Below are 16,245 nucleotides of genomic sequence, written 5' to 3'. Positions count from 1 at the left end.
GATGCCTTTTCGTTGAACCGGCGATGGGGCCGCAGGAGCGGCCCCGCCATTTGAGAGGGAAGCCTCGATGCTTATTTTTCGCCGCTTTCGCCAACCGCCGCTTCGGCAGCTGCGATTTCGGCCTGGCGCTTTGCCACCTCAGCGCCGATCGGCGGTCCCTTGAAGCGCCGGCTTTCAAAACCGAACCAGACGATTGCGGTCATCAGAAGGAAGCCAACGGTAACGTAAAGGGCAGCACCGTTCGGCGGTTGGATTCCGAGAATGAAGATCAGAACCATCGCGATGATCGACAGCACTGCAAAGAGCTTGAAGAGGCCTTCGCCGAGGTTCCACGGTCCCATCTTGTCCCATTTCGATGTGCCCCAGGCGAAGAGACCGAGCGTGATCGGGATCGCGAAGGAGAAGAAGAGGAAGATGACCGTGCACGAAACGACGATGGTGTACACCGGCGTGTCGCCAATTTTCATGATATCGAGTGAGGTGAACCAGACGAACAGCACCGAAAGGATCGAGCCGGTCCAGATCGCAGCCACCGGCGTGCGGTACTGCGGGCTGACTTTCGACAGCGCCTTCGATGCCGGTAGGCCGCCGTCACGCGAGAAGGCGAAGATCATGCGGGAAACCGAAGTGACGGTAGCAAGGCCGCACAGCCACTGACTGACGAGGATCGCCAAGTAGAGGATGTCCTTCACGGTCGCGTTGACCTGCGTGTCCATCGCCCAGAAGAACACGTTCCAGCCCTGTTTTGCTGCATCGTCCATATTCGGCAGCATGAGCACGAAAGAGCACAGCATGATGTAGCCGAAGAGTGCCGACCACAGAACTGAGGCGACCATGCCACGCGGCACCGAGTGGGCGGCTTTGACCGTCTCTTCCGACGTATGCGCCGAAGCGTCGTAGCCGGTGATGGTGTAGATCGGCAGCAGCAGACCGAGCAGGAAAACCCAGCTGCCCGACGTCGTCGGCCAGACACTGCCGCCCGCTTCGCCGGAATAATTGGCGAAGGTGAAGAGCCGGCCGAATTCATATGACGGGGCCGATAACAGGCACACTACGGCAAGCGCGATGGCGGTCGCGAAGATCAGATAACCCGAGAAGTCTGTCAGCTTTGCGGTCAACCCTATCCCCATATGGTTCACGAGCGCCTGTGCGCCGGTGATGATGACGAGGAAGACGATCCGCACCGTGATAGTGTCCGTCAAGCCAAGATAGCCCGTGCCGAACGTACCCATGAAGAAATAATAGGTGCCGACATTGATGGCGCCGAGCACCGTGACGAGACCGAGCAGGTTGAACCAGGCGGTCAGCCAGCCAGTGAAGCGGTTGCCGAGGATCGAACCCCAGTGATAAAGCCCGCCGGCCGTCGGATAGGCGGAGCTGATCTGCGCCATGGCAACGGCGAAGACGAGCGAGATGAAGCAGCCGAGCGGCCAGCCGATGCCGATGGCGGCTCCGCCGGCACCGGAGGTCGCTTGCGCCAGCGAATTGATGCCGCCGGAGAGGATGCAGATGATGGAAAATGAGACGGCGAAGTTCGAGAACGAGCTCATGCGTCGTTCGAGTTCTTGGGCATAACCCATGGAATGCAGGATGTGCACATCCTGCTTCTTGTCCAGTTCGGAATAATCCGACATGACTTCCCCCTGTTCACGATCGGCCGCGGGATTGCGGGCCGGTTCAGTGCCAAATTGCCCGCTGCATTTGCGCCGTGCGGACGTTCGCAGTTAGACTGCTCCCTCGGGTCTTCTTTTTATCAGGCGTCCAGGCTTTGCTGGAGCAGCCCTTTTAGATAGTCGGCCATGACCCCTTGGCCGACATCGTCTGCGACGAGGTCGTTGCGGACCTCGATCATCACATTGCGCAAGCCGTTCGACAGCCCGTGCAGGATCAGCGTGTGAGTCACGCCATCCTCAGGCCCGTAAGGCTGGTTGCGTTCCGTCCTGTAAAGCGGCGCCTCGGCCGCAGCCTCCAGCATGCGGTCGGCGAGCCGGCTGTCCTCATCGTGCAATATGCCGAGTTCGACGGCGCGTTCGCGGCCGTGATAGACCGGCGTGAAGCTATGGATCGTCACGATGATGCTGTCTTGCCCCCTCGCCCGGCGATCGCGGATCAGCCCGCGGATGGCGTCGTGGAAAGGCACGTAGAGCGCGTCGGTGCGCGCAAGCCGTTCTTCGGCGGTCAAATCCGTGTTGCCGGGAACGGCATAGATCTCGCTTACTTCAGGCATGGCGCCGGGTGAACTCGGCGGCCGGTTGCAGTCGTAGATCAGCCGAGAGAACCGCTGGTAGACGAGCGTCGCATCGAGCCCTTCCGATATGCCGCGGGCGACTGAAAGAGCCCCCGGGTCCCAGGCAATGTGGCTTAAGAGCGCTTCGCTGGGCAGGCCGAGATCACCGAAATGAGCGGGAAGCACATTCGAAGCGTGCTCGCAGACGAGCAGCACCGGGCTTCGGCCGCCGACGCGCTCGATCCCGACGCAATCACCGTCCGCTTCGCTGAGGATTTTTGGCCCGCCCAGCACCAATGGCGCCACTCCTATCCCTTAATAAAAGCTTTCCAAGAAAAGAATTCTTCAGGTTTCGGTCACTGTCAAGCGTCGACTGAAAATTTCTTTTCATGACAGTAGTTGACATGGATTATGACAGCGTTGTTAACTTTGAGCGGGAAAGTGGCGCCAGACCACCCCGGGGAGCATCGTTAAGTGACAGTTGCATCGAAGACGGTTTCGGACGTCATACACTCGCATTTCGGGGTGCTGACGCGCGCCGAGAAGCAACTGGCCGAAAGCCTTCTCGACAATTATCCGGTATCCGGTCTCGGCAGCATCACCACGATCGCCGAGAATGCCGGCGTTTCGACGCCGACGGTCGTGCGCATGGTGCAGAAGCTCGGCTTCAAGGGCTATCCGGACTTTCAGGCACATCTGCATCTGGAGGTCGAAGCGACGATCTCCAACCCGATCGCCAAGCATGATCGTTGGGCCCAGAACGCGCCTGGCACGCATATCCTCAACCGTTTCGCCGATGCCATCATGAGCAATCTGCGCCAGACGTTGACCGATCTCGACACCGCGACCTTCGACAGCGTCGCCTCACTGCTGTCGGACCGCAAGCGCGGCCTCTATTTCGTCGGCGGCCGCATCACCGGCGCGCTTGCCGAATATTTCTTCACCCATATGCAGGTGATTCGGCCGGCGACGACGCTGCTATCATCGAACTCCAGCAGCTGGCCGCAATATGCTCTCAACATGAATGCCGGCGACATTCTGATCATCTTCGACATCCGCCGCTACGAGCAGGAGATGGTGAGCCTTGCGACTGCCGCTCGCAAACGCGGCGCAGAAATCGTCGTCTTCACCGACCAGTGGAGCTCGCCCGCCGCCAAGCTCGCCCGGCATGCCTTCCGCGTTCGGATCGAGGCGCCGTCGGCTTGGGACTCCTCCGTCGTCACCCTCTTCATCGTTGAAGCGCTCATCGAGGCCGTTCAGAACTCCACCTGGGACGAGACGAAGGAGCGCATGAAGACGCTTGAGGGCTTGTTCGAGCAGACCAAGCTTTTCCGCAAACCGGGTTAGGAGGGACAAGAAAAACAAAGGGGAGAACAAGGACGGACCTTCGCGGAAACAGGTCGTGTCGTCGCAAATAAAACACGTGTCGCAAACGCCTGCTATTCATAGCAAAATTAACGTCATCCACCCGTCACACAAGCTTCATGTAAGCTGATTAACAGCATCGCCAGACACTGAAAACCCGAAGGAGAACAACAGTGATCTCTAACATTTCTCGACTTCTGTCGCTCTCTACTGCGATGATCGTGGCTTCGACCGCGATTGCCGCCGCCGAGCCGAGCGCTGAACTTATCGCCGCCGCCAAGAAGGAAGGCACCCTGACCACGATCGCTCTTCCGCACGACTGGTGCGGCTACGGCGACGTCATTGCCGGCTTCAAGGCCAAGTATGGCCTCGAAGTCAACGAACTGAACCCGGACGCAGGTTCGGGCGACGAAGTCGAAGCCATCAAGGCCAACAAGGGCAACACCGGTCCGCAGGCTCCTGACGTCATCGACGTCGGCCTCTCCTTCGGTCCGTCCGCCAAGAAGGACGGTCTGATCCAGCCTTACAAGGTTTCCACCTGGGATTCGATCCCGGACACGGCCAAGGATGCCGAAGGCTTCTGGTACGGCGACTATTACGGCGTTCTCTCGTTCCTCGTGAACAAGGACCTCGTCAAGGAATCGCCGGCCGACTGGACCGACCTGAAGAAGAGCGACTACGCAAACACGGTCGCGCTTGCAGGTGATCCGCGCAGCGCCAACCAGGCTGTCCAGGGCGTCTATGCTGCTGGTCTTTCCGCATCCGGCGGTGACGCGGCCAAGGCAGGCGAAGAAGGCCTGAAGTTCTTCGCCGAACTCAACAAGGCTGGCAACTTCGTGCCCGTCGTCGGCAAGGCGGCTCCCTTCGCTCAGGGCTCGACGCCGATCATCGTCGCCTGGGACTACAACGCCCTGTCCTGGGGCCAGAGCCTCAAGGGCAATCCTCCGTTCGAGGTTGTCGTTCCGAAGACGGGCGTCGTTGCCGGTGTCTACGTCCAGGCGATTTCGGCCTTCGCTCCGCACCCGAACGCTGCCAAGCTCTGGATGGAATACCTCTATTCCGACGAAGGTCAGCTTGGCTGGCTGAAGGGATATTGCCACCCGATCCGCTTCAACGATCTTGCCAAGAACAACAAGATCCCGAAGGACCTGCTCGACAAGCTGCCGCCTGCAGCAGCCTATGAAAAGGCTGTTTTCCCGACGCTCGAAGAGCAGGCGGCCGGCAAGGAAACCATCACCAAGAACTGGGATTCCGTGGTCGGCGCCAGCGTCAAGTAACCTCTGATCCTGCCTCCCCGCCCAACGGCGGGGAGGTTCTCTCACTCCGACGCCCCAGGATGAGCTTTTCCATGAGCACCGTCTCTACGCCTATGGTCAGCAGCGCCCCCTTGATCAACAGAGATCGCGTGATCGACTGGCTGGGCATTGCACCCTTCATTATCTTCTCGCTGCTGTTTCTGATCATCCCCACGCTTTATCTCGTGGCGGGCGCGTTCCTGACACCCGAGGGTAGTTTTACGCTGAAGAATATCGGCGATCTTTTTACGCCATCGATCATGAGCGCTTATTGGATCAGTATCCGCGTCTCGGTCGCCTCGGCTCTGGGCGGCGCGTTGATCGGCTTTTTCCTCGCCTGGGCCGTCGTGCTCGGCGGCCTGCCGAACTCGGTGCGCTCGACGCTTCTGACCTTCTCCGGCGTCGCCTCCAATTTCGCCGGCGTGCCGCTCGCCTTCGCCTTTCTGGCAACGCTCGGCCGCACCGGCCTCGTGACGGTCTTCCTGCGGGAATGGTTCGACTTCAACCTTTACAGCACCGGCTTCAACCTGCTGTCCTTCTTCGGCCTCACCATCACCTATATGTATTTCCAGATCCCGCTGATGGTGCTGATCCTGACGCCTGCGCTCGACGGCATGAAGAAGGAATGGCGTGAAGCCTCGCAGATCCTCGGCGCCACCAACCGTCAGTACTGGACGATGGTCGCGATGCCGATCCTCTGGCCGAGCCTGCTCGGCACGACACTGCTGCTCTTTGCCAACGCCTTCGGCGCCATAGCCACCGCCTTCGCGCTGACCGGCAGTTCGCTGAACATCGTGCCGATCCTGCTCTACGCGCAGATCCGCGGCGACGTTCTGCACAATGCCAACCTCGGTTACGCAATCGCGCTCGGCATGATCGTGATCACCGGCGTATCCAACGTCCTGTACCTCATGCTGCGCATGCGCGCCGAACGGTGGCAGAAATGAAAGCGCAACGTCTCGGAGCCTGGATCGCCATCATCCTGGGCGCGTCCTATTTCATCATTCCGCTAATCGGCACCATTGAATTTTCGCTGCGAATGCGCCGCGGTGAATACAGTCTCGATGCCTATCAGTCGGTCTTCTCGGACGCCCAGTTCCGCGAGACCTTCGGCTACTCCATGATGATGGCGCTTCTGACCATTGTCTTCGGCATGCTGCTCGTCGTGCCGACGGCCTACTGGGTGCGGCTGCGGCTGCCGCAGATGCGCCCGGTCGTCGAATTCATCACGCTGCTCCCGCTCGTCATTCCGGCAATCGTCATCGTCTTCGGTTATCTCAGGATGTACAACTCGTCGTCCTATCTACCGCTGACGGGTTCGACGACCGGCACCAACATACTGCTGGTCTTCTCCTACATCACGCTGTCCCTGCCCTACATGTACCGCGCCGTCGACACCGCCATGCGCGCCATCGACGTCCGCACCCTGACGGAAGCAGCCGAAAGCCTCGGCGCGCGCTGGACGACCATCATGTTCAGGTGCATTTTTCCCAACGTCATGAGCGGCGTGCTGTCGGGTGCCTTCATCACGCTGGCGATCGTCATGGGCGAATTCACCTTCGCTGCCCTGCTCAACCGCCCGGCCTTCGGCCCCTACCTGCAGCTCGTCGGTGCAAACAAGGCCTATGAGCCTTCGGCGCTCGCCGTCATCGCCTTCTCGATCACCTGGCTCAGCATGGGCCTGCTCAACCTCGTTTCCCGCTTCGGCAAAGCCCGCCCGGCAAAGGCTTAAGGTAATCGGCTCATGTCTTTTCTCACGCTGACCAACATTCAGAAATCCTTCGGCCCGGTCCAGGTCGTCAAGAACTTCAACATGAACATCGAGAAGGGCGAATTCGTCTCCTTCCTCGGACCGTCAGGCTGCGGCAAGACGACCGTTCTGCGCATGATCGCCGGCTTCGAAACGCCGACCGGCGGCACGCTGACCATCAACGGCAAGGACCAGAGCGCGCTGAAGCCGAACCAGCGCAATATCGGCATGGTCTTCCAGGCCTATGCGCTGTTCCCGAACATGACGGTGCACGACAATGTCGCCTTCGGCCTGAAGGTCGCCGGCGCCCCCAAGCCTGAAATTGACGCCCGCGTCAAGGAAATGCTCGGCCTGATCAAGCTCGACCACCTCGCCGACCGTTTCCCCTACCAATTATCGGGCGGCCAGCAGCAGCGAGTCGCTCTTGCCCGTGCGCTTGCCGTCAAGCCGCAGGTGTTGCTGCTCGACGAGCCGCTCTCCGCACTCGACGCCAAGATCCGCGTGTCGCTGCGCGAGGAAATCCGCCAGATCCAGCAGCAGCTCGGCATCACCACGGTTTTCGTTACCCACGACCAGGAAGAGGCGCTGTCGATCTCCGACCGCATCGTCGTCATGAACGCCGGCAAGGCCGACCAGATCGGTTCGCCCTTCGAGATCTATAATACGCCGGCAACGCGCTTTGTCGCCTCCTTCGTTGGGACGCTGAACCTCATCGAGGCCAAGGTCGTCGATCCCGACGCCAACCGCATCCAGATCGGCGATCAGGCCATCACGCTGAAGCAGTCGGTCGCAGCCCACAAGGCCGGCGAAACCATCTCGCTGGCGCTGCGCCCGGAAGCGGGCTCGCTCTCCGACACCGTCAGAAGCGATACCGCGCTCACCGGCCAGGTCGTCTCGGCCCACTTCCTGGGGTCGGTCATCCGCACCCGCATGAATGTCGGCGGCAACGTCATTTCCTTTGACATGTTCAACAGCCCCGGCGTCACCCCGCCGCAGGCCGGCGAAACGGTGACGCTGCGCTTCATGGCGGCTGATCTGCTGGTCATCCGCGACTGAGTTTGACAATACCGCTCACGCAAAAGGCGCCGCAAAACGGCGCCTTTTTCAGGTCGGTTGGCCGAACTGTCAGCAAGCGTGATGCAGCCATCACCACAAAGCACTTGAACTCTCCCAACTCGGTGCCAGAAGTTGCCCAAACCAAATGAGCCGGGACAGCTCTTCGCCCGGCGTTTCAAGCGACGGGATATTTTCAATGATTACCTGCCACCTGCGTTATGTGATCGATCCGTACAAGCTCGCCGAATTCGAGGAATATGCCCGGCTCTGGATTCCGATCGTCAACAGGATGGGCGGCACCCATCACGGTTATTTCCTGCCATCCGAAGGCGCCAACAACATTGCCGTTGCATTGTTTTCCTTCCCGAGCCTTGCCGCCTACGAGGACTATCGAACCCGCATGGCAAGCGATCCGGAATGTCAGGCCGCTTTCGAACTCGACAAGCGCAACCGCAGTATCGTCAGCTATGAACGTAGCTTCATGCGGCCGGTGCTCAACTGATCGAACCGGCGGACGGCGGCTGCATATTAAAACCCCGCAGGTGAATTGACCCCCGAAAGTTGGACATCAACCTTCGGGGGTCAGTCAGTTCAAGGCCGCAGGGCTTGCGCTTGTCATACGCTCAGCGGATTGCCTGGTCGTCCACATCGAAGCGGTGCACACGCGCCTGATCCGGCGTCGCATAGACGGTCTCGTCGGGCTCGTACTGATGTTCGCCGAACAGACGCGCCGTCAGCAGGCCGCACTGATCGGATTCCAGATAGATGATTGTATCGGCGCCGAGATGCTCGACGTGCACGACCTTCGCTGCCCAACTCCCCTGCTCGCGCGATAATGTCATATGTTCGGGACGCACGCCGATCGTCTTGGCACTGTGATCCCCGACCTTTTCGGCCGCGATGAAATTCATCTGCGGCGAGCCGATGAATCCGGCAACGAAGACGTTCGCCGGACGATTGTAGAGTTCCATCGGCGAGCCGATCTGCTCGATCGCGCCGGCATTCAGCACGACGATCTTGTCGGCAAGCGTCATCGCCTCGACCTGGTCATGGGTTACGTAGATCATCGTCGCCTTCAGGCTGCGGTGCAGCCGAGCGATTTCAAGGCGGGTCTGAACGCGCAGCGCTGCGTCGAGGTTCGACAGCGGCTCGTCGAACAGGAAGAGTTCCGGTTCGCGCACAATGGCGCGGCCGATCGCGACGCGCTGGCGCTGACCGCCCGAGAGTTCGGCCGGCCGCCGCGCCAGATAGGGGGCGAGCGACAGCATGCCCGATGCCTTGCCCACTCGGCTATCGATCTCGTCCTTGGGCGTGCCCGCCTGCTTGAGGCCGAGGCCCATGTTGTCCTTGACCGTCAAGTGCGGATAGAGCGCATAGGACTGGAACACCATGGCAATGCCGCGCTTGGCCGGCGGCGTCAGCGTCTCGTCGCGTCCGTTGATGACGACGGCGCCCGAGGTGACGTCCTCAAGGCCGGCAATGCTGCGCAACAGCGTCGATTTTCCGCAGCCTGAGGGGCCGACGAAGATGACGAATTCGCCGTCCTCAACCTCGAGGTCGATGCCCTTCAGCACCTCATGCGTGCCATAGGTCTTGCGGATGGATTTGAGTTGAAGTGATCCCACTGATTTTTCCTTACAATCTGACCGGCTGGCCGGTGCGCACGCTCTCGTCGGCGGCAAGGCAGATGCGCAGCGACGCCACCGCATCGGCCATATGGCGATCGAGGTTCAGATCCTCGCGGATCGCCCTCAGCATGAAGGCCTGTTCCAAGTCGCAGAGCGCCTGATGACCGGGCTCGCCCGTCATCCTCATGTCCTGGTCGGGCCGGATGAACTTGCCGTCCGGCCCGGTTTCGGCCGTATGCAGACGGATCACGGAAGTCTTGGTGTGCGTGTCGATATCGTCGGACTTGGCGTTCGGATCCATGACGATCGACACCGCACCCTTCGGCGACATCACATCCTTCACGAAGAAGGCGGTCTCCGAGATCATCGGTCCCCAGCCGGCCTCGTACCAGCCAACCGAACCATCCTCGAAGAGCACCTGCAACTGACCGTAATTATACATGTCGGCGGCGATCTCGTCGGACAGCCGCAGCCCCATGCCGCGCACCTCGACTGCCCTTGCGTCGGTGATCTGACACATGACGTCGACATAATGCACGCCGCAATCGACGATCGGCGACGTGGTTTGCATCAGAGACTTGTGCGTCGCCCAGGTCGGGCCGCTGGACTGCTGGTTGAGGTTCATGCGGAAGACGTAAGGCGGGCCGAGCTTGCGCGCTTCCTCGATCAGCTTCGTCCATGAGGGGTGATGGCGAAGGATATAGCCGATCACCAGCTTGCGCCCGGCCTTCTTCGCGGCAGCGACGACCCTCTCAGCGTCGGCGACGGTGGTCGCCAGCGGCTTCTCGACGAAGACGTCGCAGCCGGCCTCGAAAGCGGCGACGGCATAATCGGCATGGCTGTCGGAATAGGTGTTGATCGAGCAGAGGTCCGGCTTCAGCTCGGCGAGCGCCGTCGCGAAATCGGGATGGATCGTATAGGCCTGCAGCTCGGGCTCCAGCTTCGGCGTCGAGCGGTTGACGAGACCGACGATCTCGAAGCCTGGATTGTTGTGATAGGCGAGCGCATGGCTGCGGCCCATGTTGCCGAGGCCGGCAACGAGGACGCGGATGGGTTTCTCGTGGCTCACTTGACGGCTCCTGACGTAATGCCGCGGATCAGCTGCCGCGAGAAGATGACGTAGAGAACGAGGATCGGCAGGATCGCCAGCGACAGCGCCGCCAGCACCGCGTTCCAGTTGGTGACGAACTGGCCGATGAAGATCTGCGAGCCGAGCGTTACCGTTTTCGTGGCCTCGGAGGGCGCCAGGATCAGCGGGAACCAGAGATCGTTCCAGATCGGGATCATCGTGAAGACGGCGACGGTCGCCATGGCCGGCCGAACCAGCGGCAGCACCAGGCGGAAGAAGATCGCATATTCGGAAAGCCCGTCGATGCGCCCGGCATTCTTGAGATCATCCGAGACCGTGCGCATGAATTCCGACAGGATGAAGATCGCCAGCGGTATGCCCTGCGCGGTGTAGACGAGGACCAGCGCCGTCAACGTATTGACGAGGCCTGCCGCCACCATGCCCTGCAGGATTGCCACCGTGCCGAGGCGGATCGGGATCATGATGCCGATCGCCATATAGAGCCCGAGCAGCGTGTTGCCGCGGAAGCGATATTCCGAAAGCGCGAAGGCCGCCATGGCGCCGAAGAGCAGTACCAGCAGGATCGAGACGATCGTCACGACGAAGCTGTTCTGGAAATAGGTGGCGAAATCGCCCTGACCGAGCACCGTCTGATAACCGACCAGACTGAATGTCGACGGCGTCGGCACCATCAGCGGCTCGCGGAAGATCGAGGCGCGATCCTTGAACGAGTTGACCACCGTCAGGAAAACCGGAAACAGCGCGACCAGTGTATAGGCGCCAAGCGCCAGATGCACGAGGCCGGTGCGGATCGGAGATGTGCGTGCCTTGGACATGCGCGCTCCTCAGAACTGGTAGCGACGCATGCGCCGCTGGATGACGAAGAGATAGAGCGAGACGCCGGCGAGGATGATGAGGAACATCACCGTGGCGATCGTCGCGCCCATCGAGCGGTCGCCGAGCTGAAGCTGGAAACCGAAGAAGGTGCGGTAGAGCAGCGTACCGAGAATATCGGTCGACATATCAGGTCCGGCGAGCGCCCCTTGCACCGTGTAGATCAGGTCGAAGGCATTGAAATTGCCGACGAAGGTCAGGATCGAGATGATGCCGATTGCCGGCAGGATCAGCGGCAGCTTGATCTTCCAGAATTGCGCCCAGCCAGTGATGCCGTCGCATTCGGCCGCCTCGATCACCTCTTCGGGGATGCTGAGCAACGCGGCATAAATCAGCATCATCGGAATGCCGATATACTGCCAGTTGGAGATCAGCGACACTGCGATCAGCGCCGAGCCGGGCTTGCCGAGCCAGGGCGCAAACAGGAATTTCAAGCCGATGAGATCGAGCATCCAGGGCGCCACGCCCCAGATCGGCGACAGGATCAGCTTCCAGATGAAACCGACGATGACGAAAGAGAGCAGCGTCGGCAGGAAGATCGCCGTGCGGTAAAAGGCGACACCGCGCAGCTTCGGCACCGAAAGCAGGGCGGCAAGCGCCACGCCGATCGGGTTCTGCACGCACATGTGGATAGCGAAGAAGATCAGGTTGTTGACCAGCGCGTTCCAGAAGTCATGCGCCCAGCGCGGATCGCCGAACAACACCCTGAAATTCGCAAGTCCGACGAAGGCCGGCTGACCGTCGACGATATTGTAGAGCGAAAGCCTGAGCGTTTCGATGAGCGGCAGCACCATGACGGCGGAATAGACGATCACCGCGGGCAGCATGAAGACGAAGATGTGCCAGCGCACCGGGCGCTTGATCGGGACGATATCGATCGCGTTGTCGGTTTGGCTCATGGCGTTTGCCTGTTCTCGTCGACTGGCCGCAATCCTGCGGGCGCAGATGGAAGATGTTGCGCCTCACCCGAACTCTCTGCCGACGGGGGAGAGAGGCAATACCCTGCTGGGATGCGAAATCGGGCTGAGAGGTCGCTGCGAGTCTGCTTCTCCCCGCGCGCGGGGAGAAGGTGGCCGGCAGGCCGGATGAGGGGCCGCAAACGCGGCCCCCCGCCACGTCACTTGGCCGGCTTGTACCAGCTGTCGAGGCCCTTCTGGAGCTTTTCGGCAGCGACCTTCGGCGTATCGGTGCCGTTGATCACGTTGGCGGACTCGACCCAGGTCTCGTTTTCAAGGTTCGGCGTGCCGCGTGACAGGATCTGGTAGGTCGAGCGCACGGTCGACTTGTACGGACCGCGCCAGGACACGAATTCCTGAGCGAGTGGATCGGACATCTTGACCGGGTTGGAGTTCAGGCTGAAGAAGCCCGGCAGCGCGTTGGCGTAGATATCGGCGAACTCGGGCGATGCGACCCAGCTGAGGAATTTCTTGGCTTCCTCGGCATGCGTGCTCTTCGCGTTTAGGGCAACGCCGATATCGGGATGGTCGGAGATGTAGCCGGTGTCACCGGCCTTCGGAACCGGCGGCGGGAACGCGCCCATCTTGAACTGGGCCTGCGTGTTGAACAGCGCGATTTCCCAGGAACCGGCCGGATAGATCGCGGCGCGGCCAAGCGTGAAGAGGTTCTGGCTGTCCGAGTAGGTCTGGGCTTCGAAGCCGTCCCCGAGATAGGGCTTCCACTTGGCAAGCTCTTCGTAGGGCTTGACCCAGTCGGCGTCCGTCAGCTTCTGCTTGCCGGCGATAAGCGCTTCGCGGCCCTCTTCACCCTTCCAGTAGTTCGGGCCGATGTTCTGGTAGCCCATAGTCGCGGCTTCCCAGAGGTCCTTCGTGCCCATGGCGAGCGGGATGTAGGTACCGTCGGCCTTGATCTTGTCGAGGGCTGCATAGAACTCGTCCTGCGTCTTCGGCACGGAGATGCCGAGCTTGTCGAAGGCATCTTTGTTGTAGATGAAGCCGTGGATGACCGAAGCCATCGGCACGCAGAAGGTCGACTTGCCGTCGTCGGTGGTCCAGGCCGCCTTGGCGACGGCTGAGAAGTTCTCCATGCCCGGCAGGCTGGTAATGTCGACGAGCTGCTTCTTGTTGAAGAGTTCCAGCGAAGCGTCGAACGGGCGGCAGGTGATGATGTCCCCTGCGGAGCCGGCATCGAGCTTGGCGTTCAGCGAGGCATTGTATTCGGTCGGCGCGGTCGGCGAGAAGACGATCTTGATGCCCGGGTTCTTCGCTTCGAAGGCCGGAATGATCTTCTCCTGCCAGATCTGCAGGTCGTCGTTACGCCAGCTTTCGACTGTCAGCGTGACGTCGGCGGCATGGACGAGACCTGCCGAAGTCAGCAGGCTGGAGGCAAGCAGAAAGCTTTTCAGAGCAGTGTTTTTCATTTCCCTCTCCTGTGTTTTGAGCGCCGCAAGGCGCTGTTTTCGATCTGAAACAAGCAATTGGTGTGCTTGAGGAAACACCCAACGCCTCTTGGAGGGCCGCCAGCACCTGCCGGCCCCGAAAGCTCGACGGACGCAAAGGCGGATCGCTTGCGGCCGGACTGCGCGCTGCCCCGTGACCTGCATCGGGCGCGGCAAAATTGATCGGGAAAAGCCGATGGATACCGAACTTCGCCACCAGTCTGACAAGCGGTGGGTCGTTCTCTCGATCATCCTCGAAGCGGTTCCGGCTTGGCTTTGCCGCCGGTTTTCGCGGGCTTCGATGTGCTGTTCCCTTTTGCCGAATTAAGTCCAAAAAAATACCAATTGTCCAGCCGAATTTAACTTTTCTGCCCCAAAAAATTCATTAAAAAATTTTATCGAATAAAATCAACATGATAAAAAGACGAATTTTCTCTATCATTCCCACTTGGTAAATGGTATTTTTTTGGTATTGTAATAAAAAACATAGGGAACGGCGTATTCGGAGGCCCGATGACGGAGCTTGCAATCGGCATAGACGGCGGTGGAACGAGCTGCCGAGCCGCGGTCGCGGACAGACACGGCAATGTCATCGGCCGCGGCAAAGCAGGCCCGGCCAATATCCTGTCCGATTTGGAAAATTCTCTTCTCAACATTGTCGAATCCGCCCGGCAGGCGCTGATAGATGCAGGACTTGCGGCTGAAACCATCGCCTCTGTTGCATCAGTCGTCGGCGTCGCCGGCGCCAATGTCACGGATTACGGGCAGCGAATAAAAAAGGCCCTGCCCTTTGCCGAAGGCCGCGTCGTCACCGATGCGCTGATTGCCCTACAGGGCGCGCTCGGCGATGGCGACGGCATCGTCGGGGCCTTCGGCACCGGCTCGGTCTATAATGCCCGCAGGAACGGCCGGCTGAACGGCATCGGCGGTTGGGGCTTCATCGTCGGCGACCAGGCAAGCGGCGCCCGCCTCGGCCGCGACCTGATGGAGCGATCGCTGCTCGCCCATGACGGCGTGCGCCCGTCGTCTCCCATGACCGAAGCGATCATGGCCGAATACGGCAGCGATCCTGAGCGCATCGTCGAGTTCGCGCATTCGGCAAGACCGATGGATTTTGCCCGCTATGCACCTGTGGTCTTCGAACATGCGGCTAAGGGCGATGCCGTCGCGGTCGGCATCATCACGGACGCGGCAACGGCAATCGGCGAAAGCCTCGAAGCGCTGCTCTGGCCTGAATGCCCGTCGATCTGCCTGCTCGGCGGCCTTGCAGGAGCCTATGAGCCGTGGCTTTCCGAACGCTACAAGGCACGGCTTGCCAGGCCGAAGGGCGATGCCCTGCAGGGTGCGGTCGAACTTGCCGTCAAGCTCCTGCACGACGAACAGAGAGGTGCGGCATGACCGACGACCTGGCCACCCTCCTGTCCCTGGAGCGTCTGCAGGCGGCCGGCACCGGCCCGCTCTACGTCAAGCTGCGCCGTACGCTGGAAGAGGCCGTGCGCACCGGTACGCTCGGTCACGGCGATGCGCTGCCGCCGGAACGCGACATCGCGGAATTCGCCGCCGTCAGCCGCGTCACCGTGCGCAAGGCGATCGACGAACTCGTCGCCGACGGTCTGCTGGTGCGCCGCCATGGTTCCGGCACCTTCGTCGCCAAACCCGTCTCAAGGGTCGAGCAGCGCCTGTCGCAGCTTACCTCCTTCACCGAGGACATGGCGCGCCGCGGCATGTCCTCCCGTTCCGAATGGCTGCACAAGGGCATCCACACCCCCTCGCCCGACGAGATGATGATTCTCGGCCTCGGCACCGACGTGAAGGTTTCGCGCCTCTCCCGCCTGCGCATCGCCGACGACCAGCCGCTGGCAATCGAAAATGCCAGCGTCTCCGGCGAGTTTCTCCCCGATCCCGCCGCCGTCACCAATTCGCTCTATGCCGAACTCGAACGACTCCAGGTCCGCCCGGTGCGGGCCGTGCAGCGCATCTCGGCGACCAACATGAAGGAAGCCGACGCCCAGATTCTCGGTGTCTCCGTCGGTGCCGCCGGCCTGTCGATCGAGCGCATCTCCTATCTCGGCTCCGGCCGCGCCGTGGAATTCACCCGCTCGCTCTATCGCGGCGACGCCTATGATTTCGTCGCCGAGCTGACGATCGGGGTTACCTGAGCCTACCAGAAGCGAGTAATCCAGCGCTCATTTCCGGCGAGTTGATCGAAGATCGCATCGGCGGAAGTGATCGGTATCCCATTCAGCATGGCAGTGGCGGCGACAGCCGTTTATCGCCAGTCAGCGCCCATGCCCAGGCATGGGTATCGAGTAGAAGGGAATTCACTCGCCCCCTTCCCAGGCCGCAAGGTCGCCCTCATCCATGGGCGCGAAAAAGTCAGGCCCATTTCCAGCAACCAGCCCCTTGAGCAGGCCGATCTTGAAGGAAGATTGCACAATCGGCATGATCTTCACGACAGGCTTGCGTCCCCTAGCGATCACCACTTCTTCACCGGAAAGCGCGGCGTCGATCAATTTCGATAGATTGGCCTTCGCGGCATGGATAGTAACTTGCATCGCGGCCCCAT

Annotated in this window: 16 protein-coding genes; 8 read left to right on the top strand and 8 right to left on the bottom strand. The window is 60.8% G+C overall.

Going from position 1 to position 16,245, the window contains the following annotated elements; translation table 11 throughout:
* Positions 1-71: 71 nt before the first annotated feature.
* Both OS035_RS26950 and OS035_RS26945 read right to left on the bottom strand, forming a co-directional pair.
* On the bottom strand, positions 72-1,634 hold the full coding sequence (locus OS035_RS26950; RefSeq protein WP_097628211.1) for an amino acid permease: 1,563 nt from the start codon (positions 1,632-1,634) through the stop codon (positions 72-74).
* Between the two features lie 119 nt (positions 1,635-1,753).
* Complete coding sequence (locus tag OS035_RS26945) at positions 1,754-2,524, bottom strand: N-formylglutamate amidohydrolase (RefSeq protein WP_310807241.1); 771 nt, start codon at positions 2,522-2,524, stop codon at positions 1,754-1,756.
* Positions 2,525-2,701: 177 nt separating this feature from the next.
* Between OS035_RS26945 and OS035_RS26940 the strand changes: the two genes are divergently transcribed.
* From OS035_RS26940 to OS035_RS26915, 6 genes are all read left to right on the top strand, one after another.
* Entirely contained in the window at positions 2,702-3,574 is an 873-nt protein-coding gene (locus tag OS035_RS26940; protein ID WP_003593299.1) for a MurR/RpiR family transcriptional regulator, read from the top strand.
* Positions 3,575-3,765: 191 nt separating this feature from the next.
* Entirely contained in the window at positions 3,766-4,869 is a 1,104-nt protein-coding gene (locus OS035_RS26935; RefSeq protein ID WP_012558401.1) for an ABC transporter substrate-binding protein, read from the top strand.
* Positions 4,870-4,940: 71 nt separating this feature from the next.
* Positions 4,941-5,834 carry an ABC transporter permease gene (locus OS035_RS26930; protein WP_097628315.1) on the top strand — a complete coding sequence of 298 codons (894 nt, stop codon included), beginning with the start codon at positions 4,941-4,943 and terminating at the stop codon, positions 5,832-5,834.
* On the top strand, positions 5,831-6,619 hold the full coding sequence (locus tag OS035_RS26925; protein ID WP_003593296.1) for an ABC transporter permease: 789 nt from the start codon (positions 5,831-5,833) through the stop codon (positions 6,617-6,619). Before OS035_RS26930 ends, OS035_RS26925 begins: the two co-directional genes overlap by 4 nt.
* A 12-nt stretch (positions 6,620-6,631) precedes the next feature.
* Positions 6,632-7,693 (top strand): ABC transporter ATP-binding protein, encoded by a 1,062-nt coding sequence (locus OS035_RS26920; RefSeq protein WP_097628208.1) that lies wholly within the window; start codon positions 6,632-6,634, stop codon positions 7,691-7,693.
* Between the two features lie 196 nt (positions 7,694-7,889).
* Positions 7,890-8,195: an NIPSNAP family protein gene (locus OS035_RS26915; protein ID WP_097628207.1), complete on the top strand. Its 306-nt coding sequence runs from the start codon at positions 7,890-7,892 to the stop codon at positions 8,193-8,195.
* Positions 8,196-8,316: 121 nt separating this feature from the next.
* Here the strand turns inward: OS035_RS26915 and OS035_RS26910 are convergent, their stop codons facing one another.
* The 5 genes from OS035_RS26910 to OS035_RS26890 form a co-directional block, all read right to left on the bottom strand.
* Positions 8,317-9,318, bottom strand: a complete 1,002-nt coding sequence (locus OS035_RS26910) for an ABC transporter ATP-binding protein (protein WP_097628206.1) — start codon at positions 9,316-9,318, stop codon at positions 8,317-8,319.
* Between the two features lie 10 nt (positions 9,319-9,328).
* Complete coding sequence (locus OS035_RS26905; protein WP_097628205.1) at positions 9,329-10,390, bottom strand: Gfo/Idh/MocA family protein; 1,062 nt, start codon at positions 10,388-10,390, stop codon at positions 9,329-9,331.
* Positions 10,387-11,226 carry a carbohydrate ABC transporter permease gene (locus OS035_RS26900; RefSeq protein ID WP_097628204.1) on the bottom strand — a complete coding sequence of 280 codons (840 nt, stop codon included), beginning with the start codon at positions 11,224-11,226 and terminating at the stop codon, positions 10,387-10,389. The genes OS035_RS26905 and OS035_RS26900 overlap by 4 nt, the downstream gene beginning before the upstream one ends.
* A 9-nt stretch (positions 11,227-11,235) precedes the next feature.
* The gene (locus OS035_RS26895; protein WP_097628203.1) at positions 11,236-12,183 is read right to left on the bottom strand and encodes a carbohydrate ABC transporter permease; all 948 of its coding nucleotides are present in this window, start codon (positions 12,181-12,183) and stop codon (positions 11,236-11,238) included.
* A gap of 218 nt (positions 12,184-12,401) precedes the next feature.
* Positions 12,402-13,661: an ABC transporter substrate-binding protein gene (locus OS035_RS26890; RefSeq protein WP_097628202.1), complete on the bottom strand. Its 1,260-nt coding sequence runs from the start codon at positions 13,659-13,661 to the stop codon at positions 12,402-12,404.
* Positions 13,662-14,192: 531 nt separating this feature from the next.
* On the opposite strand from OS035_RS26890, the gene OS035_RS26885 reads away from it, so the two are divergent.
* Both OS035_RS26885 and OS035_RS26880 read left to right on the top strand, forming a co-directional pair.
* Positions 14,193-15,077: an N-acetylglucosamine kinase gene (locus tag OS035_RS26885; RefSeq protein WP_097628201.1), complete on the top strand. Its 885-nt coding sequence runs from the start codon at positions 14,193-14,195 to the stop codon at positions 15,075-15,077.
* A complete protein-coding gene (locus OS035_RS26880; RefSeq protein ID WP_097628200.1) occupies positions 15,074-15,838 on the top strand; it encodes a GntR family transcriptional regulator in 765 nt (254 codons plus the stop codon). Before OS035_RS26885 ends, OS035_RS26880 begins: the two co-directional genes overlap by 4 nt.
* A 162-nt stretch (positions 15,839-16,000) precedes the next feature.
* Here OS035_RS26880 and OS035_RS26875 read toward each other — a convergent pair whose 3' ends face one another.
* The gene (locus OS035_RS26875; RefSeq protein ID WP_097628199.1) at positions 16,001-16,234 is read right to left on the bottom strand and encodes a type II toxin-antitoxin system Phd/YefM family antitoxin; all 234 of its coding nucleotides are present in this window, start codon (positions 16,232-16,234) and stop codon (positions 16,001-16,003) included.
* Between the last annotated feature and the right edge of the window lie 11 nt (positions 16,235-16,245).

The sequence above is a fragment of the Rhizobium sp. 268 genome (assembly GCF_036571585.1).
Classification (GTDB): Bacteria; Pseudomonadota; Alphaproteobacteria; order Rhizobiales; family Rhizobiaceae; genus Rhizobium; species Rhizobium redzepovicii.
This window is presented reverse-complemented; position numbering and strand designations above follow the sequence as displayed.